Source organism: Planococcus faecalis (genome assembly GCF_002009235.1).
Taxonomy (GTDB): Bacteria; Bacillota; Bacilli; order Bacillales_A; family Planococcaceae; genus Planococcus; species Planococcus kocurii.
In genome coordinates, this window is record NZ_CP019401.1 from 455,303 (window position 1) to 481,718 (window position 26,416).

At 42.6% G+C, this 26,416-nt stretch carries 25 protein-coding genes and 1 other annotated feature; of the genes, 22 read left to right on the plus strand and 3 right to left on the minus strand.

The window, feature by feature from the left end; translation table 11 throughout:
- The first annotated feature begins 42 nt into the window (after window positions 1-42).
- The 14 genes from AJGP001_RS02345 to AJGP001_RS02410 all read left to right on the plus strand — a co-directional run bounded on the left by AJGP001_RS02345 (window position 43) and on the right by AJGP001_RS02410 (window position 15,405).
- Window positions 43-1,011, plus strand: a complete 969-nt coding sequence (locus AJGP001_RS02345; RefSeq protein WP_078080099.1) for an ABC transporter ATP-binding protein — start codon at window positions 43-45, stop codon at window positions 1,009-1,011.
- Window positions 1,008-1,646, plus strand: a complete 639-nt coding sequence (locus AJGP001_RS02350; RefSeq protein WP_071153510.1) for an ABC transporter permease — start codon at window positions 1,008-1,010, stop codon at window positions 1,644-1,646. Before AJGP001_RS02345 ends, AJGP001_RS02350 begins: the two co-directional genes overlap by 4 nt.
- Window positions 1,647-1,657: 11 nt before the next feature.
- Window positions 1,658-2,560, plus strand: coding sequence for a glycine betaine ABC transporter substrate-binding protein (locus AJGP001_RS02355; RefSeq protein ID WP_071153511.1), 903 nt, complete (start codon window positions 1,658-1,660; stop codon window positions 2,558-2,560).
- Window positions 2,561-2,771: 211 nt separating this feature from the next.
- Window positions 2,772-3,920: a thiolase family protein gene (locus AJGP001_RS02360; RefSeq protein WP_071153512.1), complete on the plus strand. Its 1,149-nt coding sequence runs from the start codon at window positions 2,772-2,774 to the stop codon at window positions 3,918-3,920.
- Window positions 3,921-3,947: 27 nt separating this feature from the next.
- A complete protein-coding gene (locus AJGP001_RS02365) occupies window positions 3,948-4,718 on the plus strand; it encodes an SDR family NAD(P)-dependent oxidoreductase (protein WP_078080100.1) in 771 nt (256 codons plus the stop codon).
- 14 nt (window positions 4,719-4,732) lie between these two features.
- The gene (locus AJGP001_RS02370; protein WP_058386434.1) at window positions 4,733-5,881 is read left to right on the plus strand and encodes an acyl-CoA dehydrogenase family protein; all 1,149 of its coding nucleotides are present in this window, start codon (window positions 4,733-4,735) and stop codon (window positions 5,879-5,881) included.
- Between the two features lie 93 nt (window positions 5,882-5,974).
- Window positions 5,975-7,591, plus strand: coding sequence for a long-chain fatty acid--CoA ligase (locus tag AJGP001_RS02375; protein WP_078080101.1), 1,617 nt, complete (start codon window positions 5,975-5,977; stop codon window positions 7,589-7,591).
- Window positions 7,592-7,822: 231 nt separating this feature from the next.
- Window positions 7,823-8,059, plus strand: a binding site (T-box leader).
- A 61-nt stretch (window positions 8,060-8,120) separates the two neighbouring features.
- Window positions 8,121-9,113: an anthranilate phosphoribosyltransferase gene (gene trpD / locus AJGP001_RS02380; protein ID WP_078080102.1), complete on the plus strand. Its 993-nt coding sequence runs from the start codon at window positions 8,121-8,123 to the stop codon at window positions 9,111-9,113.
- Window positions 9,110-9,883: an indole-3-glycerol phosphate synthase TrpC gene (gene trpC, locus AJGP001_RS02385; RefSeq protein ID WP_071153513.1), complete on the plus strand. Its 774-nt coding sequence runs from the start codon at window positions 9,110-9,112 to the stop codon at window positions 9,881-9,883. The genes trpD and trpC overlap by 4 nt, the downstream gene beginning before the upstream one ends.
- Complete coding sequence (gene trpB, locus AJGP001_RS02390) at window positions 9,880-11,676, plus strand: tryptophan synthase subunit beta (RefSeq protein WP_078080103.1); 1,797 nt, start codon at window positions 9,880-9,882, stop codon at window positions 11,674-11,676. Before trpC ends, trpB begins: the two co-directional genes overlap by 4 nt.
- Window positions 11,673-12,443: a tryptophan synthase subunit alpha gene (gene trpA, locus AJGP001_RS02395; protein ID WP_058386430.1), complete on the plus strand. Its 771-nt coding sequence runs from the start codon at window positions 11,673-11,675 to the stop codon at window positions 12,441-12,443. Before trpB ends, trpA begins: the two co-directional genes overlap by 4 nt.
- Before the next feature lie 20 nt (window positions 12,444-12,463).
- Window positions 12,464-13,054: a DNA-3-methyladenine glycosylase gene (locus AJGP001_RS02400; protein ID WP_071153514.1), complete on the plus strand. Its 591-nt coding sequence runs from the start codon at window positions 12,464-12,466 to the stop codon at window positions 13,052-13,054.
- Window positions 13,055-13,122: 68 nt separating this feature from the next.
- Complete coding sequence (locus AJGP001_RS02405; RefSeq protein ID WP_071153515.1) at window positions 13,123-13,644, plus strand: type 1 glutamine amidotransferase domain-containing protein; 522 nt, start codon at window positions 13,123-13,125, stop codon at window positions 13,642-13,644.
- A 465-nt stretch (window positions 13,645-14,109) separates the two neighbouring features.
- Window positions 14,110-15,405, plus strand: a complete 1,296-nt coding sequence (locus AJGP001_RS02410; protein ID WP_071153516.1) for an arsenic transporter — start codon at window positions 14,110-14,112, stop codon at window positions 15,403-15,405.
- A gap of 43 nt (window positions 15,406-15,448) precedes the next feature.
- Here AJGP001_RS02410 and AJGP001_RS02415 read toward each other — a convergent pair whose 3' ends face one another.
- On the minus strand, window positions 15,449-16,255 hold the full coding sequence (locus AJGP001_RS02415) for a GNAT family N-acetyltransferase (protein ID WP_237150187.1): 807 nt from the start codon (window positions 16,253-16,255) through the stop codon (window positions 15,449-15,451).
- Window positions 16,256-16,463: 208 nt separating this feature from the next.
- On the opposite strand from AJGP001_RS02415, the gene AJGP001_RS02420 reads away from it, so the two are divergent.
- The 4 genes from AJGP001_RS02420 to AJGP001_RS02435 all read left to right on the plus strand — a co-directional run bounded on the left by AJGP001_RS02420 (window position 16,464) and on the right by AJGP001_RS02435 (window position 20,848).
- Window positions 16,464-17,390 carry a manganese-dependent inorganic pyrophosphatase gene (locus tag AJGP001_RS02420; protein WP_071153517.1) on the plus strand — a complete coding sequence of 309 codons (927 nt, stop codon included), beginning with the start codon at window positions 16,464-16,466 and terminating at the stop codon, window positions 17,388-17,390.
- Window positions 17,391-17,602: 212 nt separating this feature from the next.
- Entirely contained in the window at window positions 17,603-18,310 is a 708-nt protein-coding gene (locus AJGP001_RS02425) for a DsbA family oxidoreductase (protein ID WP_071153542.1), read from the plus strand.
- A 110-nt stretch (window positions 18,311-18,420) separates the two neighbouring features.
- Window positions 18,421-19,059 carry an FMN-dependent NADH-azoreductase gene (locus AJGP001_RS02430; protein WP_071153518.1) on the plus strand — a complete coding sequence of 213 codons (639 nt, stop codon included), beginning with the start codon at window positions 18,421-18,423 and terminating at the stop codon, window positions 19,057-19,059.
- A 232-nt stretch (window positions 19,060-19,291) separates the two neighbouring features.
- Complete coding sequence (locus AJGP001_RS02435; protein WP_425439667.1) at window positions 19,292-20,848, plus strand: FAD-dependent oxidoreductase; 1,557 nt, start codon at window positions 19,292-19,294, stop codon at window positions 20,846-20,848.
- 201 nt (window positions 20,849-21,049) lie between these two features.
- Here the strand turns inward: AJGP001_RS02435 and AJGP001_RS02440 are convergent, their stop codons facing one another.
- Window positions 21,050-21,571 carry a YceI family protein gene (locus AJGP001_RS02440; RefSeq protein WP_078080105.1) on the minus strand — a complete coding sequence of 174 codons (522 nt, stop codon included), beginning with the start codon at window positions 21,569-21,571 and terminating at the stop codon, window positions 21,050-21,052.
- Between the two features lie 201 nt (window positions 21,572-21,772).
- On the opposite strand from AJGP001_RS02440, the gene murB reads away from it, so the two are divergent.
- The 4 genes from murB (at window position 21,773) to AJGP001_RS02460 (ending at window position 25,939) form a co-directional block, all read left to right on the plus strand.
- The gene (murB, locus tag AJGP001_RS02445) at window positions 21,773-22,690 is read left to right on the plus strand and encodes a UDP-N-acetylmuramate dehydrogenase (protein ID WP_078080106.1); all 918 of its coding nucleotides are present in this window, start codon (window positions 21,773-21,775) and stop codon (window positions 22,688-22,690) included.
- Between the two features lie 163 nt (window positions 22,691-22,853).
- Window positions 22,854-25,220: a penicillin acylase family protein gene (locus AJGP001_RS02450; RefSeq protein WP_078080107.1), complete on the plus strand. Its 2,367-nt coding sequence runs from the start codon at window positions 22,854-22,856 to the stop codon at window positions 25,218-25,220.
- Window positions 25,221-25,256: 36 nt separating this feature from the next.
- A complete protein-coding gene (locus tag AJGP001_RS02455; protein WP_058386419.1) occupies window positions 25,257-25,610 on the plus strand; it encodes a fluoride efflux transporter FluC in 354 nt (117 codons plus the stop codon).
- Window positions 25,607-25,939 carry a fluoride efflux transporter FluC gene (locus AJGP001_RS02460; RefSeq protein WP_071153519.1) on the plus strand — a complete coding sequence of 111 codons (333 nt, stop codon included), beginning with the start codon at window positions 25,607-25,609 and terminating at the stop codon, window positions 25,937-25,939. Before AJGP001_RS02455 ends, AJGP001_RS02460 begins: the two co-directional genes overlap by 4 nt.
- Window positions 25,940-25,989: 50 nt before the next feature.
- Here AJGP001_RS02460 and AJGP001_RS02465 read toward each other — a convergent pair whose 3' ends face one another.
- The gene (locus tag AJGP001_RS02465) at window positions 25,990-26,409 is read right to left on the minus strand and encodes a universal stress protein (protein WP_058386417.1); all 420 of its coding nucleotides are present in this window, start codon (window positions 26,407-26,409) and stop codon (window positions 25,990-25,992) included.
- Window positions 26,410-26,416: the final 7 nt, after the last annotated feature.

A 26,416-nucleotide genomic window follows, 5' to 3' on the forward strand; every position in this document is an offset into this window, starting at 1 on the left:
TATAAAAAGGTAGGTTGAAAGAAGCAGCGGGGAGGAAAGTCTATGATTCGATTTGAAAATGTTACAAAACGCTTTCCAGATGGAACGGAAGCATTAAAAGACATTTCACTCGTTCTACCGACAAATGAATTGACTGCCATCATCGGTCCTAGTGGCTGTGGTAAAACGACATTAATGAAAATGATTAATAAACTAGAAAAACCAACTGAAGGAAGTATTTTCATTGATGAAAAACCCATCAATGGAATGGATGAAGTCCAATTAAGACGTTCAATTGGTTATGTGATTCAACGTATTGGATTATTTCCTCATATGACCATTTCAGATAATGTGGCGCTTGTACCTAAATTGCTGGACTGGACAAAAGACAAAAAAGAACAACGTGTACGTGAATTGCTTCAGCTTGTTGGTTTAGATCCTGAAGTTTATATGGAGCGTTACCCACTCGAGTTGAGTGGGGGACAGCAGCAGCGTGTAGGAGTGGTTCGGGCGTTAGCGGGAGATCCCAATATTGTTTTAATGGACGAACCCTTTTCAGCACTTGATCCTATTAGTCGAGAACAGTTGCAAGACGAACTTCGAAACCTTCAACAAACCATCAATAAAACCATCGTTTTTGTTACCCATGATATGGATGAGGCGTTGAAAATTGCTGATTCTGTTATTCTTATGCGCGATGGGCAAGTTGAACAAGTAGGCACCCCCCAGCAACTTATTGATAACCCTGCAAACGAATTTGTTCGCAGCTTTATTGGTATAGAGCGCATCAATCAAAAGCGCACATTTGGAGACAGAAAATTGCTCGAATTTCTGGATCTTTTTACAGAAGAATGGGCTGGGGATACTGAGGAAATTTCTGCTGAACAAACGATCGAGAACGCTTTTTTGCAACTGGATAAAAGCACAAAAAATTACTTGGCAATCGTTCAAGGGGCGCAGGTCGTGGCTTATGCTAATGACCGAGACTTATTGAAAGCGGCACTTGCTAAAGAAACGGGGGCAACGGCATGAAAAACTTCCTAGACACCCTCGTTAGCCGTCAGGATATGATTATTGGTGCGCTTTTAGAACATATGTATTTATCATTTGTAGCCGTCGCAATTGGTATCGCAATTGCGCTGCCACTAGGAATTCTCATTACACGCTATCGGCGCTACGCTGAATCAATTATTGGGGTAACGGCTGTTTTTCAAACGATTCCAAGTCTAGCGCTATTCGGCTTTTTGGTACCTATTTTAGGAATTGGTTCACCTACTGCATTAATTGCACTTATTATCTATGCTTTATTACCGATTTTGCGAAATACGTATGCAGGAATTGTAGGAGTCGATAGTTCCACGATCGAAGCAGGACGTGGCATGGGAATGACGCGGACACAGATTTTACGACAAATTGAATTGCCGCTAGCGTTACCGTTTATCATGGCGGGTATACGTACGGCTACTGTATTAACTGTAGGTATCGCCACACTTGCGACATTTGTTGGAGCTGGTGGTTTGGGTGATATCATCTACCGAGGATTGCAGTCTTATAACAATTCATTAGTCTTGGCTGGTGCCTTGCCAGTTGCTCTACTGGCAATTGGTTTTGATCAAATTTTAAAATGGATTGAAAAAAGAGCGACACCAAAAGGTTTGAAACCATAGGGGGGAACAAGATGAAAAAAACGACATTAGGAGTTTTTTTGGCTGCAACTACAGTCATTGCAGGATGCGGATCAGGTGGAGATGAATTAGATCCAATCGTCATTGGTGGTAAGCCGTGGACAGAACAATATATCCTGCCACATATTCTCGGTCAGTATATTGAAGCCAATTCGGACTATACTGTGGAATATGAAGAGGGATTAGGAGAAGTGTCGATTTTAACTCCTGCTTTAGAAAAAGGCGATATTGATATGTACGTGGAGTATACCGGTACCGGCATGAAGGACGTATTGAAGAAAGAGTCTGTTCCGGGTCAATCTTCGGAAGAGGTATTAGATATTGTAAGAATAGGTTACGAAGATACACTGGGTGCGACTTGGCTAGAACCACTTGGCTTTGAGAATGGTTATACGTTGGCGTATTCAAAAGATAGCGGCTATGATGCAAAAACCTATTCAGATTTAGCGGAAATTTCGCAATCAGAAGAAATGCGTTTCGGAGCACCACATCCTTTCTATGAACGCAAAGGAGATGGCTACGAGGACTTGATCGCCACGTATCCATTTAAGTTTTCAGCAACTGAAAGTTTTGACCCAGCAATTATGTATGAAGCTGTTAAGAGTGGAGAAGTAGAAGTTATTCCAGCGTTCACTACAGATAGCCGCATTGAATTATTTGATCTTGAAACGACAGAAGACGATCTGTCGTTTTTCCCGAAATACGACGCAGCTCCTGTTGTGCGGATGGAAACACTCGAAGAGTACCCGGAACTTGAAGAAGTACTGAGCGGGCTGGCTGGACAAATCAGCGAGGAAGAAATGTTAGCAATGAATTCTCGCATTGATGTTGACCAAGAAATTGCAGCTGATGTCGCTCGCGAATTCCTAATTGACAAAGGATTAATTGAAGAATAAAAATGATTCCGCGGTTTCGACTGCGGAATCATTTTTATTTTAGTCAGAGAATCTGGCGCTTTTCTAGCTGTCTAACTCGCCTATGAATATACGCTTTTCTTGTAGCATTTGAGTAGGGATTCTTGTACAATGTAAATAATGAGTGAATAGTCATTCAATTCAGTTAAGTGAGAACGTTCTCATAAAAATAATACACGGTGGGGTGAAGGGCATGAGAGAAGTTGTCATTATAGAAGGTGTACGGTCAGCTGTTGGGAGAAGAAAAGGGCAGTTTGCAGATCAGCGTCCGGATGAATTAGCAGCTTTAGTATTAGAAGAGTTAGTCTCGCGTGCAGGTGTAGACAAAAGTGAAGTAGAAGATATTATTTTAGGTTGTGTTTCACAGGCTGGAGAACAAGGCGGCAATATTGCGCGTACAGCATCGTTAATTGCAGGTTTTCCAGATTATGTACCGGGTGTCACAATTGATCGCCAATGCGGTTCGAGTCAGCAGGCTGTGCACTTCGGTGCTCAAGCAATTCTGGCCGGAGATATGGATATTGTCATTGCGGGTGGTGTGGAAAGCATGACACGCGTACCGATGTTTTCCAATATGCAAGGTGCAGCGCTGAGCGAAAAACTGACAGATCAATACGAAATTATCAATCAAGGGTTATCGGCAGAACGTATCGCAAAGAAATGGGGATTTACGCGGCAACAGCTTGACGCGTTTGCAGTACAAAGTCATGAACGCGCACAACATGCTATTGGGGCAGGCCATTATAAACGTGAAATTATTCCGATTCGCACACAAGGTCCAGACGGCGAAACGCGAATGATTGATGAAGACGAAGGGCCGCGTCCGGGTACGACGGAAGAAGTGCTAGCTGGATTAAAAACAGCTTTTGATGAAAAGGGTGTGATTACTGCAGGCAATGCGAGTCAAATGAGTGATGGTGCTTCTGCTGTTCTCTTAATGTCTACTGACAAGGCGAAAGAGCTTGGATTGAAACCGAAAGCGCGCATAGTGGCACGTGTAGTAGTCGGTTCGGATCCGACATTGATGCTGACTGGGCCAATCGCAGCAACTAAAAAAGTTCTCGCCAAAGCAGGACTTGAAATCAGTGAGATGGACCGTTACGAAGTCAATGAAGCATTTGCGCCAGTCCCGCTAGCTTGGTTACATGATATTGGTGGAGATCCTGAAAAACTGAATGTTAACGGAGGCGCAATTGCGCTTGGTCATCCGCTTGGTGCGACAGGTACTAAATTATTAGTGTCGTTACTACATGAATTAGAGCGAACAGATGGCCGTTACGGATTGTTAGCCATTTGTGAAGGAATGGGAATGGCCAACGCCACTATTATTGAAAAGCTATAGCAGGATTGAAAACTAAGGAGGAAGAAGATGGAATTTTCACAAGTAAAAGCAGTAGTCACGGGTGGAGCGTCTGGGCTTGGTGAAGCGACAGTACGCCGTATAGCAAAAAGTGGCGGGAAAGCAGCTATTTTTGATTTGAATGCAGAACGTGCAAAAGTGCTTATTGAAGAATTGGGTGAAGGCTCGGTCATTTATAAAGAGACGGATGTTACTAACGCATCACAAGTTGAACAAAATATAAACGACACGCTTGAACAGTTCGGTGGTATTAATTTAGTAGTCAATTGTGCGGGGATTGGTACTCCAGGGAAAGTAGTATCCAAAGGCGAACCAATTGCGCTAGACCAATTTGAAAAAGTCATCAAAGTAAATTTGGTTGGTAGCTTTAATGTTATTCGTGTTGCAGCAGCAGCTATGCAAAAAAACGAACCAACTGAAGATGGTGAGCGAGGGGTGATTATTTCAACAGCATCGGTCGCGGCTTATGAAGGGCAAATTGGACAAGCAGCTTACAGCGCATCTAAAGGCGGAGTTGTCGCGATGACGTTGCCAATTGCTAGAGAATTAGCGAGAGATGGAATTCGAGTTATGGCAATTGCGCCTGGATTAATGGAAACACCAATGGTAGAAGGATTGCCAGATGCTGCAATTGCTTCATTATCTGCAGCCGTACCATTTCCAGCACGTCTTGGAAAACCCGCTGAATTTGCACACCTAGTAGAAAGCATTACGACAAATTCGATGTTAAATGGGGAGACGATACGACTCGACGGAGCAATCCGCATGCAACCGAAATAAGGGAGATGGAAAAGATGGGGAGATACCGTTTCGAAGAAGATGAACACGTGATGTTCCGGAAGTCCTTGCGGAAGTTTTTAGAAAAAGAAGCGGTTCCAAACTATGATCAATGGGAAAAAGATCGCCTTATTCCGAAATCTTTTTGGAAAAAGCTCGGAGATATGGGTTTTCTGAGTCCTCAAATAGAAGAACAATACGGGGGGCTTGGTCTAGATTTTCGTTATGCGGTCGTTATCGGAGAAGAAATGGAACGCGTAGGAGCCAGTTTGACGGGGGTAGGCCTACATAATGACATTACGGTTCCTTACATCGAAGCGTACGGAAATGAAGAACAAAAACAGCGTTGGCTACCGGGTTGTATTTCGGGAGATCATATTACAGCGATTGCGATGACAGAGCCTGGAGCAGGATCAGATCTTGCGAATATATCAACTACAGCAGTTCGAGACGGCGACAATTATATTGTTAATGGGCAGAAAACTTTTATTACGAATGGCATTAACTCGACATTGGTGTTAGTTGTTGTAAAAACCGATCCGAAAGCACAACCGAAGCATCGTGGGATTTCGCTATTAATGGTAGAAGAGGGGACACCAGGTTTTCAGAAAGGGCGTAAGCTCGACAAGGTAGGTCTCCATGCTCAAGATACATCCGAACTGTATTTTGAGGATTGCATCGTCCCTGCAACGAACTTAATTGGCGAAGAAAATAAAGGCTTTACTTATCTGATGGAAAAACTGCAGCAAGAGCGACTAGTCGTCGCAATGGCAGCGCAAGTAGCTTCAGAAGATATGTTAGAAATGACGTTGGAATACGTGAAATCAAGAAAAGCCTTTGGCAAGCCGATCGGTTCGTTCCAAAATTCTCAGTTTAAACTAGTGGAGATGGCGACAGAAATTGAACTGGGTCATTCGTTTTTAGAATCGCTCATTGAAGATCATATGGCTGGAAAAGACATTGTTTCCAAAGTATCGATGGCGAAATTTTGGCTGACAGATACCGCCAAGAAAATATCCGGTGAGTGCATGCAATTACACGGTGGATATGGCTATATGGAAGAATACAAAATTGCACGTCGCTACAGGGACATTCCAGTGGCGGCGATATATGCCGGTTCCAACGAAATCATGAAAACCATCGTTGCCAAACGAATGGGACTGTAAGTGAAAGGCGAGCGGAAAAGAAGGCGAATCTTGCCTGATAGGGACACCCATTCATAATAATAAAATTAGAGTGAAAAAGGAGTCGGATGTGACATGATGGATTCGCCATTATTATTATCATCTTTCGTAAAAAGAGCGGAGCGCTATTTTCCGGAAAAACTGATCATTTCACGTACCGGAGAAAATATGATTCACCGGATTCCTTATAAAGAATTTGCGGTACGTTCGCGCAAACTAGCGGCTGCTTTAACTGGACTTGGTATGAAGCGTGGCACAAAGGTGGGAAGTTTCGCCTGGAACCATCACCGTCACTTGGAGTTGTATTTTGGTGTGCCGGGTGCTGGTGCTATTTTACACATGATTAATATTCGCTTGTCACATGAGCACATCGCCTATGTCATCAACCATGCCGAAGATGAAATTTTGGTAGTCGATCACGATCTATTTCCATTGATTGAAAAATTAGCACCTATGCTAAAATCCGTTAAGCATTTTATCATCATGAAAGATGGAGTGGATTTACCAGAAACGACACTTGGCAATGTTTATTCTTATGAACAATTACTCGCTGCTGAAGATGACAGTTTCGAATTTCCTGAAGATCTGGACGAAAATACACCAGCGGGCATGTGTTACACTTCCGCAACAACGGGCAATCCTAAAGGCGTTGTCTATACGCACAGAGGACTTGTGCTCCATAGTTACGCGCTCGGCATGTCGGATGCAATGGGCTTGTCAGAACAAGATATTGCCTTATCGATTGTGCCAATGTTTCATGCCAATGCTTGGGGGCTGCCATTTGCTGGAGTTTTGTTTGGGACTACACAAGTGTTGCCGGGACCCGGTTTTGCTCCTGGCATGTTGTTAGATTTAATTGAATCAGAAAAAGTTACGTTAACTGCAGGCGTCCCGACAATTTGGATGGGTGTGTTGAAAGAATTAGAAGCAAATCCACGCAATATCGACACGCTGCGGATGATTATTTGCGGGGGATCAGCATCACCAAAAGGATTAATCCGCGCATTTGAAGAGAAATACAATGTGCCATTTGTGACAGGGTATGGCATGACGGAAACTGCGCCGCTTGTCAGTTTGGCTATTACTACTTCTGCAATGACCGATATGACGATGGATGAGCGCATCGAACGCCGTTCAATGGCAGGTTTACCGATGCCGGGCCTCGAAGTACGAATCGTCAATGAAAACGGCGAAGCACCGTGGGATGGGGAAACGATGGGTGAGCTGAACGTTAAAGGTGCCTGGATCGCTGATGAATACTATAAAGACGAGCGTACGGAAGAAGCGTTTAAAGAGGGTTGGCTTTATACAGGAGATATTGCTGTAATCGAGTCCGATGGCTATATCAAACTGATGGACCGGACGAAAGATTTAATTAAAAGCGGTGGCGAATGGATTTCTTCTGTTGATCTGGAAAATGCATTGATGACGCATGAAGCTGTGTTCGAAGCGGCGGTTGTCGCCATTCCACATGAGAAATGGATGGAGCGTCCACTTGCTTGTGTCGTGTTAAAAGAAGGTCATGCGGAAGACGACGCCACGAAAGCGATATTACTGACGTACTTGGAGAGCCAATTTGCCAAGTGGTGGGTTCCAGACGACGTGGTATTTTTGAAAGAAGTGCCAAAAACGTCGGTTGGTAAATTCCTTAAAGCTGCTTTAAGAAAAGAGTTAGATGGCTATTATCAGTAAGTCTTATTTTCGGGTGTAAGTGTCTAGAGTTCTATAGACACTTGCGCTTTTTTTTGAGTAGAGAGTGCCGCTTCGCCAGAGCATCTTATGCCCGTCGAATCTACATGGCTGCCTACGCTTTTCCTTTTACTTGACAGAATAAACAAAACCTTTTAGTATAGGGAACAACTTGTTGTACGGAAGCAAGTCTGTTTGAGAGAAGAGCCTAGAGAAGACGAGAATAGAAGAGTGTATAAATCGAGGATTGAGACGAGTAGGCAGGGAAATCTATTTAGAGAGTCAGCGGCTGGTGAGAGCTGATTAGGTGATCTGCGCGAATGGACTTAGGAGAGCTTGCCTGAAAGCGGAAGCGAGTAAGGGAGACGTAAGCCCTGCGTTAAAGGGAAAGGCGAAGAGCCTGTTTAAGTGAGCGCAGAAATTTGGTGCGCTAATGCGTGGTGGTACCGCGGTTTTTAACCCGTCCCCGCAATCAGATAACAATCTGATTGCGGGGATTTTTGTATTTAAAATGAGACGAGGAGAGATGAGTATGAGCAGAGTAGAGAATTTGAGTGAACAAGGAATGTACGAAAAATCATTAGCAATGTTGAACGGCGATATAAATGAACAACAAATCAAGAATTTTTTGTCCGATTTACATGAAAAAGGAGAGACGGCAGACGAGTTAGTAGGACTAGTCAAAGCGATGCGTGAAAAAGCAGTAGCGCTTCCAACAGTCGAAGGACAACTTGTTGATGTTTGTGGAACCGGTGGTGACCGTTCTTACAGTTTTAACATTAGTACGTTGACGGCTTTTGTGTTAGCAGGATGCGGTATGACAGTTGCCAAGCATGGCAATCGCAGTGTTTCTAGCAAAACAGGCAGTTCCGATGTGCTAGAGGCACTTGGTATTTCAACGGAAACGAATATTGCCTCGATTCCTATGATGCTTGACCAGACGGGGATTGCGTTATTGTTTGCACCAGCTATCCATCCAGCACTCGGTGGCTTACGCCAAATTCGTAAAGACATCGGAACTCCAACCATTTTTAACTTAGTAGGACCTTTAGCGAATCCATTGCCAATTACGATTCAAATGACCGGTGTTTACCGTCGTGACATGCTAGAACCAATGGCGGATGCGTTAATTCGATTGGGTCGAAAAAAAGGAGCGCTTGTTCACGGAGCAGGTGGCTTGGATGAACTGTCACTTGCAGGCGCGAATGAATTAATCATCTTCAATGAGCAAGGTAAGCGAAAAATGACCATTCACCCAAATGAAGTTGGTTTAGAAGTGGCCTCAATTGAAGCGATCCGCGGAGGCAATCCAAAGCGCAACGCTGAAATTTTTATGGATGTCTTATCCGGAACAGATAGCCCTTATTTAGATACAGTCGCATTAAATGCAGGAGTAGTACTGTATGTCAGTGGTAAAGCTGAAAACGTGACAGAAGGCGTAAAGCAGGCGAAAGCCTCAATCAAATCAGGCGAAACCGCGCGTGTCTTTGACTTGCATCGGTTAGCGGCGGGGGTATTTGTATGACAATATTGGATGACATCATTGCGACTAAATACGAAGAGGTAAAAATGTATAAACCAGTTGGGCCAAATACAATTGATTTTCCAGAAAAAACAACGTTACTGGGGCATCTACAAGAACGAAATGGCGTCATCTCAGAGATTAAACGCGCTTCTCCATCAAAAGGCGACATCAAAGTGGAAGTAGATATTGTTGCACAAGCTAAAAAATACGAAGAAGCTGGAGCGGCTGCAATTTCGGTACTTACGGATGAAGTGTATTTTAAAGGATCAATTGATGACTTGTGTGAAGTAGCGAAAGTCGTATCGATTCCCGTCTTGTGCAAAGATTTTATGGTTAGTGAGATTCAAATTGATCGTGCTCAACATGCAGGAGCTACCATTATTCTATTGATCGTAGCTGCACTGGAAAAGCAGCAGCTGAAACGTCTTAACGACTATGCGCTCTCAAAAGGACTTGAAGTTTTAATCGAAGTTCATGATGAACAGGAACTGCAAATAGCACTAGAGCTAGATGCAAAACTAATTGGTATCAATAATCGTAATTTAAAAACTTTTGAAGTATCAATTGAACGCACAGCACAATTAGCTAAAAACTTCCCATTTGACGAAGGGCGCGTGTTAATAAGCGAAAGTGGCATGCAGACAAAAGAAGATGCGCAATTTGCTTACGCAAATGGAGCTTCTGGAATTTTAGTGGGAGAAGCGTTAATGCGATCTGAAAATCCAGGAAATTGGATTCGTCAGGCGACTAGCGAGGAGGCAGTAAAATGACAAAAGTGAAAATTTGCGGCTTGCAAGAACAGCGACATGTTGACGCAGCAAGTCGTGCGGATGCTATCGGCTTCGTATTTGCTCCGAGCAGACGTCAAGTGACAATTGCGCAAGCTGCTGAACTGGCTAAACACATTCCAGCAGATACCGATAAAATCGGTGTTTTTGTTAATGCTTCATTAGAGGAAATTGAAGACGCTGTTGCAGGTGTTCCGCTAACGATGGTTCAGCTTCACGGCGATGAACCCGATGAGTTGGTGAAAGCTATTCGTGTCCCTGTTATTCAGGCTTTCTCAATTCGCACAAAAGAAGATGTAGAGCAGTTGAAAAATTCTTTAGCTAATTATATTTTAGTGGACGCTCCGGGTACGGAATACCGCGGAGGTAGCGGTAATGTGTTTGATTGGTCGTTACTAGACGGAGCCGGCATCGATCCATCTCGCCTAATTGTGGCGGGTGGGTTAACACCGGAAAATGTCCGTGCGGCAATCGAACAAACAACACCTTACATGGTAGACGTCTCTAGCGGAGTTGAAACAGAGCGCCAGAAAGATGTAGCGAAAATACAAAAATTTATTAAACAGGTAAAGGATGATTCGATGGAACAGACGATAGAAAAAGTAGGTTTTTTCGGTAAATACGGGGGGCAATTTGTGCCAGAAACATTAATGAAAGCCGTTAAGGAATTAGAAGATGCTTATAATGAAGTAAAAGAAGATCCGGAATTTCATAAGGAATACCATCATTATTTATCGGAGTATGTGGGTCGTGAACAGCCATTGACCTTCGCAAAACGCATGACTGAAGCATATGGTGGACCAAAAATCTACTTAAAACGAGAAGACTTGAATCATACCGGTGCGCACAAAGTAAACAACGCGATTGGTCAGGCGCTACTTGCGATGCGAATGGGAAAACGTAAAATTGTAGCAGAAACAGGAGCAGGTCAGCACGGTGTGGCGACTGCGACAATTTGTGCACTGTTCGATTTGGATTGTGTTATTTTCATGGGTGAAGAAGACATTAAGCGTCAGCAATTGAACGTTTTCCGTATGAAGCTTTTAGGGGCACGTGTGGAAAGTGTCACAAAAGGCAGTGCGACCTTAAAAGATGCGGTCAATGAAGCTTTGCGTTACTGGGTTGCCAATGTAGAAGATACGCATTACTTAATCGGTTCGGCTCTCGGTCCACATCCGTTTCCAACGATGGTCCGTGATTTTCAAAGTGTGATTGGCGTAGAAACAAGACGTCAAATTCTTGAAAAAGAAGGGCGTTTGCCTGACGCTATTTTGGCGTGTGTAGGTGGTGGCAGCAATGCGATCGGTATGTTTTATCCGTTTATTCAAGATAAAGAAGTCAAGTTGATTGGCGTTGAAGCAGCTGGTCAAGGTGTGGATACAGATAAACACGCTGCAACCTTAACGAAAGGAACAGAAGGTGTGCTCCACGGCGCCTTAATGAAGTTATTGCAAGATGATGCAGGCCAAGTGCAGGAAGCGCATTCGATTTCTGCGGGGCTTGATTATCCAGGCATTGGACCAGAGCATGCTTATTTAGCAGATATTGGTCGTGTTGAATACCGGTCAATTACCGATGATGAAGCACTGGCTGCAGTTGTCAGCATGTCTCGTCTTGAAGGAATTATTCCAGCACTTGAAACGGCGCATGCTATTGCAGAAGCAGAAAAACAAGCAAAGTCTATGACCAAAGACCAGATACTGATTATTTGTGTGTCCGGTCGTGGAGATAAAGATATGGCGACATACGCAGAGAACCTGGAGGGGCTATCATGAATCGATTAGAGCAACTAAAAAAAACGGGAAACAAAGCCTTTGTTGCTTATATTATGGCTGGAGATGGCGGTCTTGACCGTCTGAAAAATCAAGTACAGTATTTGCAAGGGGCAGGAGTAACTGCTATCGAAATTGGCATTCCTTTTTCAGATCCGGTCGCAGATGGTCCGACGATTGAAGCGGCTGGAAATCGTGCTTTAAAGCATGGTGTCACACTGCAAAAAGTATTGGAAGAACTAAAAAGTTGGACCTTTGAGGTTACAATTCCTTTGCTCGTAATGACTTATTTAAATCCCGTGATGAGGTTTGGTGTAGAACGCTTTGCTACTGAATGCAGCAAAGCTGGAATTTCAGGCGTCATCATTCCAGACCTGCCATATGAACACAAACAATTAGTGCAACCTTATGTCGATAAAGAAGGCATTAAGTTGATTCAACTGGTGACACTGACGACAACGGACGTTCGCTTGGACGGTATTCTTCGGGAGGCACAAGGTTTTGTTTACGCGGTTACGGTTAAAGGAATAACGGGATCTCGTGATGAGATGTCAGAGGATGTAAAAGCATTTATGCGCAAAGTTCGTGAGAAAAGCCCGGTTCCGGTTTATGCTGGATTCGGAATTTCGAAGAGTAGCCATGTCGATATGTTGCGCGACGATGTGGATGGATTTATTGTGGGAAGTGCCATTGTGGATGCCTTTAACGAAGATCGAATTCAGGAAATCGAACCGCTTATCCATGCAGTGACGGCCACCCACTCAGTATAATATGGGTAGGAGGAGATGTTATGTTTACGCCAGTGGCTGAAGATTTTTTTGACGCGCCGACATTGGAACTTACGCGTAGTTTGATTGGTCAAATGTTGGTCCATGAATTGCCAGAAGGCATTGTTGCTGGACGGATTATTGAAACTGAAGCTTATATGGGAGCAGAAGATCGCGCTGCACATAGCTTCGGGAATCGTCGGACTAAACGTACGGAAATCATGTTTGGTAAACCTGGCCTTGTCTATACGTATCAAATGCATACTCACACATTGATCAATGTCGTCGCGGGACCGGAAGACACACCGCGAGCTATTTTGATACGTGCAGTCGAACCGGTCGAAGGCATCGAACTGATGGCAGAACTGCGCGGCAGACACATGCCGATCAAACAGTGGACTAGTGGACCGGGAAAATTGACTAAAGCAATGGCGATTACAATGGATTATTACGGTCATCATTTTTCGGAAAAGCCACTTTACATCGCTCAAGGAGAACCGGTTCAAGAAATATCGGTTGGACCTCGTGTAGGTATCGGCAATTCACTAGAAGCGGTCGACTATCCTTATCGCTTTTGGGAAACAGGAAACCCTTTCGTCTCGAAATTTCGCTAATTGTTGTTTATCTTCATCTTTTGGTGGAATACTGAAAGAGAATGAATAGACAGAAGGAGTGAAAGATAGTGGCGAAAATTGCAACTTTACTGACAGATATGTTTGAAGATGTGGAATATACAGATCCATCAAAAGCGTTTAATGATGCAGGTCATGAAGTTTTCACAATCGAAAAAGAAGTGGGGAAAAAAGTAACTGGCAAACAAGGTGAGGCTGTTGTCACCATTGATAAAAGCATTGATGATGTTAGCCCAGATGACTTTGATGCCTTGTTCTTGCCTGGCGGATTTTCACCGGATCTGTTACGTGAAGATAGCCGATTTGTGGAGTTTGCAAAAACTTTCATGGATGCGAAAAAACCGGTCTTCGCAATTTGTCATGGACCTCAATTATTAATTACGGCCAAAGCGTTAGAAGGTCGTAAAGCTACAGGTTATAAGTCGATTCAAGTCGATATGGAATACGCAGGTGCGACGGTCCTTGATGAAGAAGTAGTCGTGTGCCAAGATCAATTGGTCACTAGTCGTCAACCTGATGACATTCCGGCATTCAACCGAGAATCATTACGTGTACTGGAGCAATTAGCTTAAAAAGCTGTCAATGCCCCTCTAACATAAAACAGACAGAGAAAAAGAAACTCTTTTTCTCCGTCTGTTTTTTTAAATTGCGGCTCATAATGCCAAACTTGATATGCACTTTTTCGAGGTTCGGAGGTGAAATCTCTAAAGCGCACGATTGCCCTTGATAGGACGGAAGACACTTGCTAGGGCAATTGTGTACCGGTCCTAGATTTGCGCTATGGATTCATCTGTAAACACTGCTTTGGCTTTTTATGTAGGGAAAATCTAACATACAGATTACATAAACCAAATTAGCTTTTAAGATTGTCTCTTGAATACATAAGTAAATGCTTATATAATGAGGGGGTGCTGTAGCGATAAATAGAGCAAGTGCAGTGTGAATTTAATGATGACTCGATTAGTTAGAGTTTGCGCCAGTGGTTTATTGATTGTAGAAAAAAGAGCAGCAAATTGTGAATAAGGAGTTGTGTGAAAGTGGATGTTTGGTTAGCAAGTTTTATATTTATCGTTACATTGATTTTTGTGATTTGGCAGCCAAAAGGCTTGTCAATCGGCTGGTCTGCTATTGCTGGGGCAATTGTTGCCTTGCTGTTTGGCGTAGTTGATTTTGGGGATGTCTGGGACGTAACGGGAATTGTTTGGAATGCGACCTTAACGTTTGTTGCATTGATTATCATTTCGTTGATTCTTGATGAAATTGGTTTTTTCGAATGGGCAGCTTTACATATGGCACGTTTTGCCAAAGGCAGTGGCTTGCGGATGTTTTTCTTAGTTACCATGCTAGGGGCGGTTGTCGCAGCGTTGTTTGCGAATGACGGAGCAGCGCTAATTTTGACACCTATCGTGTTGGCAATGGTTCGTGCATTGAAATTCAAAGATGCAATGATCTTGCCATTTATTATGGCGAGTGGCTTTATCGCTGATACTGCCTCTTTGCCATTTGTTGTCAGCAACTTAGTCAACATCGTATCGGCTGATTTTTTTAATATTGGCTTTACCGAATATGCAATCCGGATGCTTGTACCGAACTTATTCAGCATAGCTGCAAGTATGTTGGTCTTGTATTTATATTTCCGAAAAGATATTCCAAAACATTTTGATGACAGTGCATTAAAAACACCAGCTTCAGCAATAAAAGATTTGAGAATTTTCCGTTTATCTTGGGTAGTGCTAGCAATTTTACTAATTGGCTATTTCAGTAGCGAGGCTTTAAATATTCCGGTATCCTTTATTGCAGGAGCGATTGCTATTATTTTTCTAGCCATTGCGAGGAAGAGTAAATCAGTTGAAACGATGAAAGTTTTAAAAGGGGCTCCTTGGGCGGTTGTCTTTTTCTCAATCGGTATGTATGTCGTTGTGTACGGCTTGAAAAATGTGGGTCTCACATCGGTGTTGGCTACCGCAATCGAGTGGACAGCGAGTCACGGTCTGTATGCAGCGACAATTGGCATGGGCTTTATCGCTGCTATTTTGTCATCGGTTATGAATAATATGCCGACTGTTATGATTGATGCATTGGCAATTGCTGAAACAGAGACAACTGGAGTTGTTAGAGAAGCTTTAATCTATGCGAATGTGATTGGATCAGATTTAGGGCCAAAAATTACACCGATTGGTTCACTGGCAACATTATTATGGCTTCATGTATTAAAAACAAAAGGGGTAGAGATTAGTTGGGGTTATTATTTTAAAATCGGCATCATTTTGACGGTTCCGACTTTGTTTATCACATTGACTGGCCTGTACTTATGGTTGACGATTTTAAATTAAGTTTATAGAAAAAAGGAGCATGCCAATGACTTGCTCCTTTTTTCTAGTCTAAAAACTTAGCTAAATAAATTTCGTTATGGGGTTTGTTGTTTATTATCATGGATTTTTGTCGAATGCCTTCAGATTTAAAACCAGCTTTTTCATATAAGTTACGGGCCGATTCATTTTCTTCGACGACCGTCACTTCTAGCCGGCTAATGCCTTTTTCTTTAGACCATTCTTCAGCTTTTTTAAGCAAGGATTTAGCGATTCCTTTCCCTTGTGCATCTTTTTGTAGACCAAGATCGATGAAGGCGCGGTGTGCAGCACGTTTTGCGTCATTGCCCACAATCATCAAATAGCCCACATGCTGTCCATTGAGAATGGCAATGATAATAGTCGAATAGCCACTTTGTTTCCACTCGATAATTTGTTTGCGAACTTTTTGTGTGGATTGTGTACGTTCGTCTTTAGCGTAGAGCATGAAATCAGATTCAGATTCTACAACTTTTTGTAGAGCGGCAAGAGACCGCGCATCCCCATGCTCTGCTGTTCGAATCAATAGAATATCCTGATCTTCATCATCGTCTGTGCCTGTTCCATTTGTAGAGTCGATTCTTTCAAAGACGACAAAGCGATCTGGCTCGACGTCGCTAACAAAATAACCAGCATCTGCCCATGCATGAAAATGTTTAGCTGGTGCTTTTACTTTTTTCCACCAGCTTTTATTCAAGTAGGCGGCATTAGGTAAATTCTGTCCCATAATTTGCTCGATTTCAGAAAATGTTAATCGTATTGAAGAATTTGTCACTCCGGAAAAATAATTAGCCAGAGGAATGTATTTCTTTTCCAGTAAAATAGTCACAGGCATCTCTTCCTTCCACCTAACTTTAGATTAGTTAGTCATATTATACCATTGGCATATGCTAAAGTACATAATAAATTTTAAAAATACTGATAATTCTATAAACTTAATGGTTTGTTAGTTGTATTTACTATTTATAAAGTCTAATTTTTTCAATTGCTGTTAATATGATAGAATAAAAACAGAAACTAAGTATTTCAGGAGGCTACTATTCATGTCAAACGTTTTAGTATTAGGTCATAAAAATCCGGACACAGATTCAATTTGTTCGGCTATTTCATATGCGTATTTAAAAAATGAAATGGGCATGCTTGCTGAACCAGTTCGTTTAGGTGAAGTAAACAACGAAACTTTATTTGCTTTAAACACTTTTAAGTTTGATGAGCCAAGATTGGTGACACAAGTTGCGAAGGAAGCTACACAAGTAATTTTAGTGGATCACAACGAACGTCAGCAAAGTGCTGATGATATCGGAGATGTTCAAGTGATCGAAGTGGTGGACCATCACCGCATCGCCAATTTTGAAACGATGGATCCTCTTTATTTCCGTGCAGAGCCAGTTGGTTGTACAACTACCATCATCTTAAAACTATTTAAAGAAAATAATGTGGAAGTCCCTTCTAATATAGCAGGTTTGATGCTATCCGCCATTATTTCGGACTCGCTTCTTTTTAAATCGCCGACTTGTACTGAGCAAGACGTCAAGGCTGCTGCAGAACTCGCAGAAATTGCTGGCGTCGATGCACAAAGCTATGGTCTGGATTTATTGAAAGCTGGAGCTGATTTGAGCAATAAAACGTTAGAAGACTTAATCTCATTGGATTCAAAAGAATTCGAAGCAGGCGACCACCGTTTTGAAGTTGCTCAAGTTAACGCAATTGATGTAGAAGAAGTTATGGTTCGCCAAAAAGAACTAGAAGTATTAATGACAAATGCTATTCTAACAAAAAAATTAAATTTATTCATGTTTGTTGTCACGGATATCCTTAATAATAATTCAGTGGCTATCGTGCTTGGTAAAAGAGCAGACATCATCGAAAGTGCATTTAAGTCAAGTGTGGTTGATCACCGTGTCTTATTACCGGGCGTTGTGTCACGCAAAAAGCAAATTGTTCCTGTAATTACAGAAGCGTTAAGCTGATTCCCTTATGGGGATCAGTTTTTTAGTTGAGCTAGAATTGAGAATCTCTTCAGCTACTTTCCTTGTTCTCTATGTGGCTGAAAAGATACCACTTCGCCACCGCGCCTTATGCCCGTCAGGTTTAGTACGATCGCTTGCGCTTTTCTTTGTCACAGGCAAAAAAATTGAGTGCTGTTGTTTTCGTTGCTATAGTTAATGTCGAGGTGAACGATATGAAAATTGAAGTTTGGTCAGATTATGTGTGCCCATTCTGTTATATAGGCAAGAGGACTTTAGAGAAAGCGCTGGTTCAATCGGGTTTTGAAAGTCAGGCGGAAGTTACGTTTAAGGCTTATCAATTGAATCCAGATGCGCCAATCAATTCCACTACTCCAACTTATGAAAGTTTAGCGAAAAAATATGGACAGACTATAGAACAAGCGAAAGAAATGACTGAAGGCGTGGCGCAGCATGCCCGCTCTGTTGGTTTGGAATACAATTTTGATAATATGGTAGAAGCGAACACGTTAGCTGCTCATCGTTTAGTGAAATGGGCTGAAACACAAGGGAAAGATGCAGAGCTGACTGAACAGCTAATGCATCATTATTTTGTGGAAGCAAAAAATGTCAGCAATTATGAGGTTTTATTGACACTCGCAGAAACGATTGATTTGCCGCGTGAAGAAGCAGAAAAAGTGTTGGAATCGGACCAGTTTATGGGACAGGTCCAGTTGGACATTGCAGAAGCTGGTCAAATCGGCGTGCAAGGCGTACCATTTTTTGTGGTCAATCGTAAGTATGCCATTTCCGGAGCCCAGCCAGTAGAAGCTTTTGTGGAAGCGTTAGAGCAAATTGCTGAAGAAGAAGGAATTCGTCCTAAATTAAAACCGCTTGGTAAGAAAACCAGCTATTGCACAGGAGATTCGTGTGATGGCTTATAAAATACCTGAGCAGAGTAATTGACTTTTACTCTGTTTTTTTATTAAAATTAATGAGATTTTCAAATCGATAGTACTAGTTTTTATATGATGACAAGAGGAGTTTTAAACTAATGACAAACGTTTTAGTAGTAAAAGCAAATAATCGCCCATCATCTGAAGGGGTATCGAGCAAAATGTATGAAGTGTTTATGGATTCGATCGGCACAGATACAGAACTTGATATCAATACGTTCGACGTTTTCAAAGAAGATATGCCGTATTTCGGCCAGGACTTTTTTGATGCAATGCAAAAATCAGCAAAGGCCGAAGAAATGACTGAGCTAGAACAGCGCATTTTGACAGCGGCTAACAAAGCAATGGATGCATTTATGGAAGCTGATGTGGTTGTTTTTGCATTCCCATTATGGAATAAAACAATTCCTGCGCCATTGCAGACGTTCATCGACTACGTTTACCGTGCAGGTGTGACATTCAAATATACGGCTGAAGGCCCAGTCGGTCTTGTGCCTAATAAGAAAGTCATTATCTTGAACGCACGTGGAGGAGTTTATTCAACACCAGAAATGGCCCCAGCTGAAATGAGTGTCAACTACATTCGGTTGATTATGGACTTCTTCGGAATCACTGACATTGAAGAAGTGATCATTGAGGGACACAATATGTACCCTGATCGCGCGGAAGAAATCAAAGCTGAGGGAATGCAGCGTGTAGAACAAGTTGCCAATTCATTAGTTAAAGTAAATGCATAATATAAAGTGATAAAGACGACCTTAACGGGTCGTATTTTTTAATTTAGACAGTAAATCCAGCGAATTGGACAGTAAAGGAGATGAAATGGACAGTATTTCTGAAATCTGGACAGTATTCGAGCTCTTTCCGACAGTATATCCAAATAATTGGAGAATGATGCTTTTCGAATAGCTAAGCTGATTAAGAATTTGTAATAGGGGTAGACATCTATAAAAAGCTTTCTAAGGAGGAATGACGCAAGTGCAGAGTAATGGCGAGAGTCGAGTTCCGGAAGAGCAAAAGTCTTATTGGAGAGAATACAAAGATATTCCAAACTACCCCGCTTTGCAAGAAAATGAGTCTACAGATATAGCGGTTGTAGGGGGAGGAATGGTGGGGATCATTAGTGCTTATTTGCTGGCAAAAGCTGGTAGAAAAGTGACATTGATTGAAGCTGGGAAATTAGTCGATGGCGTAACAGGGCGTACGACGGCGAAAATAACAGCGCAGCATGGCCTGTATTATGATTCGTTGATTAACATAGTCGGACAAGAACAAGCAAAACTCTATTATCAGGCGAACATGGAAGGGTTGAAATTTATAGAAGGAACTGCCCATGAACTTGATATCGATTGTGATTTTTCTCATCACAATGCGTTTGTTTATGCGCATACAGCTACAGGTGCAAAACTGATTGAAAAAGAAGCGGAAGCCTATCGGCAACTAGGCATTGACGGCGAATTGGCAAAAGAAGAGGCGGAGTTGCCGTTTCCTATTACAGAAGCGGTAGTCATGCGCAATCAAGCACAGTTTCATCCAGTAAAATTTTTGGCAGGCCTGGTGAAAGAAATTGAGCGACTAGGCGGGAAAATTTACGAACAGACACGTGCAATAAAAATTTTGAGCAAAAACGATCCGGTCATTCAAACTGAAAATCTTTCACATTTATCATGCAATAAAGTGATTGTTGCTAGCCATTACCCATTCAATGATTTTGACGGTTTGTATTTTTCGCGTTTATCCGTCAATCGTTCGTATGCCATTGCAGCTAAAGTAAGCGGCAATGTTCCAAATGATATGTACATTAGCGGAGATTTGCCTTCGCGTTCTCTGCGTTATGCAATAGATGAAAATGGCGAAAAACTATTGCTAATTGGTGGCGATGGCCATACGACAGGTAAAAGCTCAAGTCAGACGATGGAGCATTATCATAATCTTGAGAAGTTTGGCGACGAGCATTTCGGAATTCAAGAGATTCCGTATCGCTGGTCGTCTCAAGATATGACGACGCTCGACAAAATCCCTTACATCGGAACAATTACTGCGGGCTATGACAATATTCTAGTAGCGACTGGTTTTCATAAGTGGGGCATGTCGAACGGCGCATTAGCAGGTATGATGCTGTCAGATCAAGTGCTCGGTATCGAAAATCGGTATGCTGCTTTGTTTAATCCAACCCGCACAAAAGTCAAAACAGAAGACGCCAAGAATTTTGCGAAAGATAACGCATCCGTTGCTAAGGCATTGGTTACAGGTAAGCTGAAAAGACCATCAAGAAAAGTTGAAGACTTAGGCAAAGACGAAGGGGCATTAGTGAAAGTCGGCAAGAAAAAAGCAGGCGGTTACCGGGACGAATTCGGTCAAGTCCATCTCGTCGATACCGCATGTACCCACATGGGATGTGATGTTGCTTGGAATGACGCCGAGCGTTCTTGGGACTGCCCATGTCACGGTTCGCGGTTCTCCTATACCGGAGACGTACTAAACGGACCCGCGGTTAAACCATTGAAAAAGATCGAAGAAGTATAGAAAAGCGCAAGCGCCCGTGTAGCACCGACAGGCATAAGACAGACTGGCAGAGCGGCGCATTTTGCCGCACAGCCGGGATGACTTATGACCCGAGGTGTTGGGCGCAGGAGTCTGGACAAAAAAAGCGCAAGCGCCCGTGTAGCACCAATACGTAAAAAGCAGTGAGAGGAAAAATCCTCTCACTGCTTTTTACTGGGCTTTTTAAGCGGGAGTGCCTTGTAATTCCAGTGTGATTTTGATGTCTTCACCGACCATCACGCCACCTGCTTCAAGCGCCTGGTTCCACGTTAGACCGAAGTCTTGACGATTTATTTTTCCGGCTACGGTAAATGCTACTATTTCGTTGCCCCATAAGTTGGTACCTTTGCCGCCGTACGCTACTTTGAAAGTAGTTGGTCGTGTGATGTTTTTCATGGTGAAGTCACCAGTTAATTCATAATTGTTGTCTTTTTTTACAATGTCATTAGCGGTAAATGTGATGTATGGAAATTGCTCAGCGTTGAAAAAGTCAGCGGAAAGAAGATGTTGGTCGCGGTCTGAGTTATTGGTGTTGATGCTGGTGACATCGATTTTAAAGTCGATTGATGCACCCTGCAAATTTTCTTCATTGGCTTCAACGTTTGCTTCATAAGAAGTGAAAGAACCTTTTATATTCGAGATCATCATATGTTTTACAGAAAAGCTAATTTCTGAATGTGTTGCGTCGATCGTCCACTTTTTCAAATCAACTACCTCCTGGTCCGACTTACAACCCTAAATATAGCCTCATCAAATTTCAAAGTCAATCGTTTTTGATGAACAAGTCTCAGATTCGAGAGAATGTTTAATTGGACTTTTGACCTGAACTTTGTTATATTGCTTGTCAAATCAGGCTGAAAATTAGATACTAGTAGAAGCTATAAGTTTAGAAGGGATTTGCTTTAGATGACGAAAGAACAATGGTTGGTAGATTTGCGTGTTTTTTTAGCAGATGATCACGTTAAAATGGATGAACCGCTACACCTTCATACATTAACTAAAATGGGTGGGCCAGCTGATATCTTTGTGGCACCAACGACTGAAGATGAAACTGCATTTACAGTGAAATACGCATATACAAACAATATCCCTTTATTACTTCTTGGAAATGGATCGAATATGGTCGTTCGAGATGGAGGGTTTCGTGGCATCGTTCTAACTTTAAAGAGTTTACAAACGATCCATATAGAAGGTACGAAAGTTTATGCTCAAGGTGGAGCAAATATTAAACAGGTATCAAAAACCGCTGCAGCAAAACAACTGACAGGATTTGAATTTGCTTGTGGAATCCCAGGTTCTATCGGTGGAGCCATGGCGATGAATGCCGGTGCTTATGGCGGAGAAATTAAAGATATTATCGTTCAAGCAACAGTTCTTTCGAAAGAAGGAGAAAAACGGGTGTTGTCTAAGGACGATTTAGGTCTTGGTTATCGAAAGAGCATTATTACAAAAGAAGGATTTTACGTGTTGTCTGCTGAGTTTGAATTAGAGGTGGGTAAACAAACGGTTATTGATGCCAAAATGAGTGAATTGACGTATCAGCGTGAAACGAAACAACCGTTGGAATTTCCTTCCGCAGGCAGTGTCTTTAAACGACCGCCTGGTAATTTTGCAGGAAAGTTAATTCAAGATAGCGGCTTGCAAGGACGAGGGTTTGGCGGTGCGGAAGTTTCTACTAAACATGCAGGGTTTATTGTTAATAAAGACAATGCCTCAGCCAACGATTATATCCAGACAATTGAGATGGTTAAAGCAACTGTTATGGAAAAATTCGGTATTGATTTAGAACTTGAAGTGAAGATTGTAGGAGAAGATCGAACTTGATTTGTCGGATGTCCCTTAAAAGGGGCATTTTTTTTAGGTGTAAAATACAAGAAAGACTTCGCAGCCTCTTTAGAGTGGGTAACTGAGCGCAGGATTTTTTAGAAAAAAGGTATTTTTCCTTCGCTAGTCGAATGAAGTACGATAAGAAAGAGGAGGAAAGTTAATGGAGAAAAAAGTGAAAAAAAAGACGTGGCTTAAATGGCTTTTAGGTGTTCTGGGTGTTCTTGTCACAGTGGCGGTAGCAGCACTCATATTTGTAAACGTTTACATAACCAAGTCTAAGCCTGTTATTGAAGGACAAGTGGCAGTAGCTATATTGGATACCGATGCAACAGTTACACGCGATGAAATTGGAGTTCCTCATATACAGGCAGACACAGACGCAGATCTTTACCGGGCGCAAGGGTATGTGCAGGCGCAGGACCGGATGTTCCAAATGGATTTATCGCGCAGACAAGCGAGTGGGCAATTGGCAGAAGTAATCGGAGCAGATGCAGTCGATACTGATAAGTTTTTCCGAACTTTTAGTTTGCGAGATGCTGCTGAAAAATCTTGGGAAGGCTACGATGCAGAAGCTAAGCAAGTACTAGAATGGTATACAGAAGGCGTCAATGCTTATATGGAAGAGGCAAAAGAAAATGGTGATTTGAGTTTTGAATTTGCGCTTCTCGGTTATGAACCTACCGAGTGGACAACAGTAGATTCGCTGACAATCGGCAAATTCATGGCTTATGATCTTGGAGGACATTGGAACACACTTGCTGTTCGCCACTGGGCATTGAACGAATTTCCAGAAGACAAAGCGCGCGAGTTATTTATCCAATACCCTGAAAACGCACCGGCAATTTTGGCGGCAAATAAACAACAGTCAGTCAAAGTAGCAGGTGAATTCGACACTTCTGTGATTCCACCTGAATTTAACGGCAGCAACAACTGGGTGGTGTCAGGTGACAAAACAGCGAGTGGTAAACCTTTGCTCGCAGATGATCCGCATCTTGGTCTTAGTACTCCGTCTATTTGGTACCAGATGCATTTAGAATCACCTAAACAAAATGTAAGTGGAGTTATTTTTGCTGGTATTCCTGGAATTATTCTTGGTCACAATGAAGAAATTGCTTGGGGTGTTACTAATGTTGGACCGGATGTTCAGGACCTTTATATCGAAACACCCAATCCTGAAGATCCGACACAGTTTCGTTATGAAGGAGCATGGGAACAAGCAGAAGTAAGGAAAGAGCCCATCAAGGTGAAAGACGGAGAAACGGAAGACTTTGAAGTGTTGGTGACAAGGCATGGTCCTGTTGTTTCGAATATACTGTACGACAAAGAACAGGCAGGAGCGGTCTTTTCCATGCAGTGGACAGCTCTTGAGCCGACACTTGAATTACAAGCAGTACTAAATTTCAATAAAGCATCCAATTGGGAAGAATTCGAACTGGCGCTAGAAGATTTTCAAGCACCTGCGCAAAACTTTGTCTTCGCTTCCACAGATGGAACAATCGCCTATAAAGCAAATGGTCGGATTCCTATCCGAAAATCAGGAGATGGACAATTACCAGTTCCGGGAGATTCAGCTGACTACGGCTGGGAAGGCTATATACCTTTTGATGAGCTGCCACGATCGGTCAATCCAGAAGAAGGGTTTATTGCGACAGCGAATAATGAAGTGATTGACAATGCTTATCCTTATCACATTACTGATTTCTGGGCGCAACCGTATCGTTATGAACGGATTGCGGAGGTGCTAGAAGCATCAGATGAATTGACAGCGCAGGATATGATGGATTTGCAGATGGATCAGAAGAATTTATACGCCGCTGAATTTTTAGTGGATATGATTGCTACGGTACGTAGTAAAACGGATGACTACGATGAAGTATTGACAATGCTCGAAGAGTGGGACCAAGTTGATAGTAAAGAACAGGCTGCGCCTTTAGTGTTCCATAAATGGATTAAGCAATTACCGGAGACTTTGCTTGCCGAAGAGTTTCCGAAAGACGTTTTTAAAATGTTGGATGGAAAAAATCACATCACGGATGAAATGATGCGCAATGCATTTGCTGGGAAAGAAGGCGTTTGGGTAACGGAATACGGTGGTGTGGAAAAATGGCTTGTGGATTCACTAGAGACAGCGGTTACTGAAATTGAAGGTGAACAAGGGACGGACTTGGCTGAGTGGAACTGGGGAGAGCAACATCAATTAACTTTCCCACATCCACTAGCAAGTGCATCTCCAATTTTCGCTGAATTTCTTAATCCAGATCCCGTGCCAATTGGAGGTTCTAACATTACCGTGCAAGCTGCGGCATCTACGCCAGAAGGTAATGTTGATCACGGAGCATCGTGGCGTTTTGTAGCAGATCTTGCGGATTTATCGAGCGCTTATCATATTGTGGGTCCTGGACTGAGTGGGCATTTGAAATCGGATTACTTCCATAACCAAGTGGACGATTGGGCTGAAGGGGATTTCCACGAAACCGAAATCATCGATGACGTGGAAGGATCGATATTAATATTAAAAGCTGAATAAGTTATACTGGAAGAAAACAGATGCGAGGCGGTTGAAATGAAAAGAATACTGGCGGTAGGGCTTGGCGGAATGATCGGATCGCTTTTGCGTGCAAGCATATACATGGCGGTCGCAGAAGGATTGGGTCTTTGGCTTGTCAATATAGCGGGTAGCTTTTTAATTGGACTAGCGGCTGTTCGATTAACTCGGAAATCGGCAGAGCTGAGGTTATTGATATCAACCGGGTTGTTAGGGTCGTTTACGACGTTTTCAGCATTTTCAGCTGACTGGTTCCACCAGCTAGAGTCGTCTATCTGGTGGGGCTTGGTTTTTGCTATGACGATGACAGTTGCGTGCATTGCAGCAGCAGGAGCAGGTCTGTGGACTGGTCGAAAAGGAGTACCGTCATGATCGGTATCGCAATTGGTGGATTTTTAGGAGCAATCACGCGTTACGTATTTTACTTATTGGTTGAAAGTCGATTATGGCAGCCAAAAGTTGCAACTTGGCTAGTTAACAGTATTGGTTCATTGGTACTTGGTCTATTTATAGGCAGCGGCAATTTGTCGGTTTTTTGGATTACTGGATTTCTTGGAGCTTTTACAACGTTTTCAACGATGGCTTTGGATGTTGTAAAAGATTTAGAGGACGGCAAATGGTTAACAGGCGGCGGCTACGTTTTACTCACTGTAGTCAGTGGAGTTGTGCTGTTTAGCTTAGGCTATGGTTACATGCTTTAAAAGATCCCTTTGCGAAAATCGCAAAGGGATCTTTTATTAAGTAGCTAAATTTATTTGACGATAATAACGGGTGCCTCAACGCGTTTAGCCACTTTATGGCTGACGCTGCCAAGTACCATTTCTTGCAATGTGTTTAATCCGCGGCTGCCGATCAAGACGACATCGTAACCAGTCTCATTAGCATGTTTGACGATGGTTGGTCCAGGAACACCGTGAAGCGTCTTCGTTTCAAAGTTAATACCAGCAGACCGGAAGATTTCTTCGAGTGGTACTAGATGCTTACGACGTTCCAAATGAACTTCGTCGCTACTTTGGCCATGAAGAATTTCTGTCCGTGCTTTTTCGTAATCGATGACATAAAGCAAAGTGACAAAAGCCTGTGGATTAGTTTTGGCCATTCTGACGGCTTCATGAGCAGCTCGTTTTGAATGATCCGAGCCATCTGCTGCCACTAAAATTTTCTCATACATAAAGCAT

Coding starts and splice junctions, on each gene's coding strand:
- AJGP001_RS02345 (WP_078080099.1), top strand. CDS start 43: ATGATTCGATTTGAAAATGTTACAAAACGCTTTCCAGATGGAACGGAA.
- AJGP001_RS02350 (WP_071153510.1), top strand. CDS start 1,008: ATGAAAAACTTCCTAGACACCCTCGTTAGCCGTCAGGATATGATTATT.
- AJGP001_RS02355 (WP_071153511.1), top strand. CDS start 1,658: ATGAAAAAAACGACATTAGGAGTTTTTTTGGCTGCAACTACAGTCATT.
- AJGP001_RS02360 (WP_071153512.1), top strand. CDS start 2,772: ATGAGAGAAGTTGTCATTATAGAAGGTGTACGGTCAGCTGTTGGGAGA.
- AJGP001_RS02365 (WP_078080100.1), top strand. CDS start 3,948: ATGGAATTTTCACAAGTAAAAGCAGTAGTCACGGGTGGAGCGTCTGGG.
- AJGP001_RS02370 (WP_058386434.1), top strand. CDS start 4,733: ATGGGGAGATACCGTTTCGAAGAAGATGAACACGTGATGTTCCGGAAG.
- AJGP001_RS02375 (WP_078080101.1), top strand. CDS start 5,975: ATGATGGATTCGCCATTATTATTATCATCTTTCGTAAAAAGAGCGGAG.
- trpD (WP_078080102.1), top strand. CDS start 8,121: ATGAGCAGAGTAGAGAATTTGAGTGAACAAGGAATGTACGAAAAATCA.
- trpC (WP_071153513.1), top strand. CDS start 9,110: ATGACAATATTGGATGACATCATTGCGACTAAATACGAAGAGGTAAAA.
- trpB (WP_078080103.1), top strand. CDS start 9,880: ATGACAAAAGTGAAAATTTGCGGCTTGCAAGAACAGCGACATGTTGAC.
- trpA (WP_058386430.1), top strand. CDS start 11,673: ATGAATCGATTAGAGCAACTAAAAAAAACGGGAAACAAAGCCTTTGTT.
- AJGP001_RS02400 (WP_071153514.1), top strand. CDS start 12,464: ATGTTTACGCCAGTGGCTGAAGATTTTTTTGACGCGCCGACATTGGAA.
- AJGP001_RS02415 (WP_237150187.1), bottom strand. CDS start 16,255: ATGCCTGTGACTATTTTACTGGAAAAGAAATACATTCCTCTGGCTAAT.
- AJGP001_RS02420 (WP_071153517.1), top strand. CDS start 16,464: ATGTCAAACGTTTTAGTATTAGGTCATAAAAATCCGGACACAGATTCA.
- AJGP001_RS02425 (WP_071153542.1), top strand. CDS start 17,603: ATGAAAATTGAAGTTTGGTCAGATTATGTGTGCCCATTCTGTTATATA.
- AJGP001_RS02430 (WP_071153518.1), top strand. CDS start 18,421: ATGACAAACGTTTTAGTAGTAAAAGCAAATAATCGCCCATCATCTGAA.
- AJGP001_RS02435 (WP_425439667.1), top strand. CDS start 19,292: ATGACGCAAGTGCAGAGTAATGGCGAGAGTCGAGTTCCGGAAGAGCAA.
- murB (WP_078080106.1), top strand. CDS start 21,773: ATGACGAAAGAACAATGGTTGGTAGATTTGCGTGTTTTTTTAGCAGAT.
- AJGP001_RS02450 (WP_078080107.1), top strand. CDS start 22,854: ATGGAGAAAAAAGTGAAAAAAAAGACGTGGCTTAAATGGCTTTTAGGT.
- AJGP001_RS02455 (WP_058386419.1), top strand. CDS start 25,257: ATGAAAAGAATACTGGCGGTAGGGCTTGGCGGAATGATCGGATCGCTT.
- AJGP001_RS02460 (WP_071153519.1), top strand. CDS start 25,607: ATGATCGGTATCGCAATTGGTGGATTTTTAGGAGCAATCACGCGTTAC.
- AJGP001_RS02465 (WP_058386417.1), bottom strand. CDS start 26,409: ATGTATGAGAAAATTTTAGTGGCAGCAGATGGCTCGGATCATTCAAAA.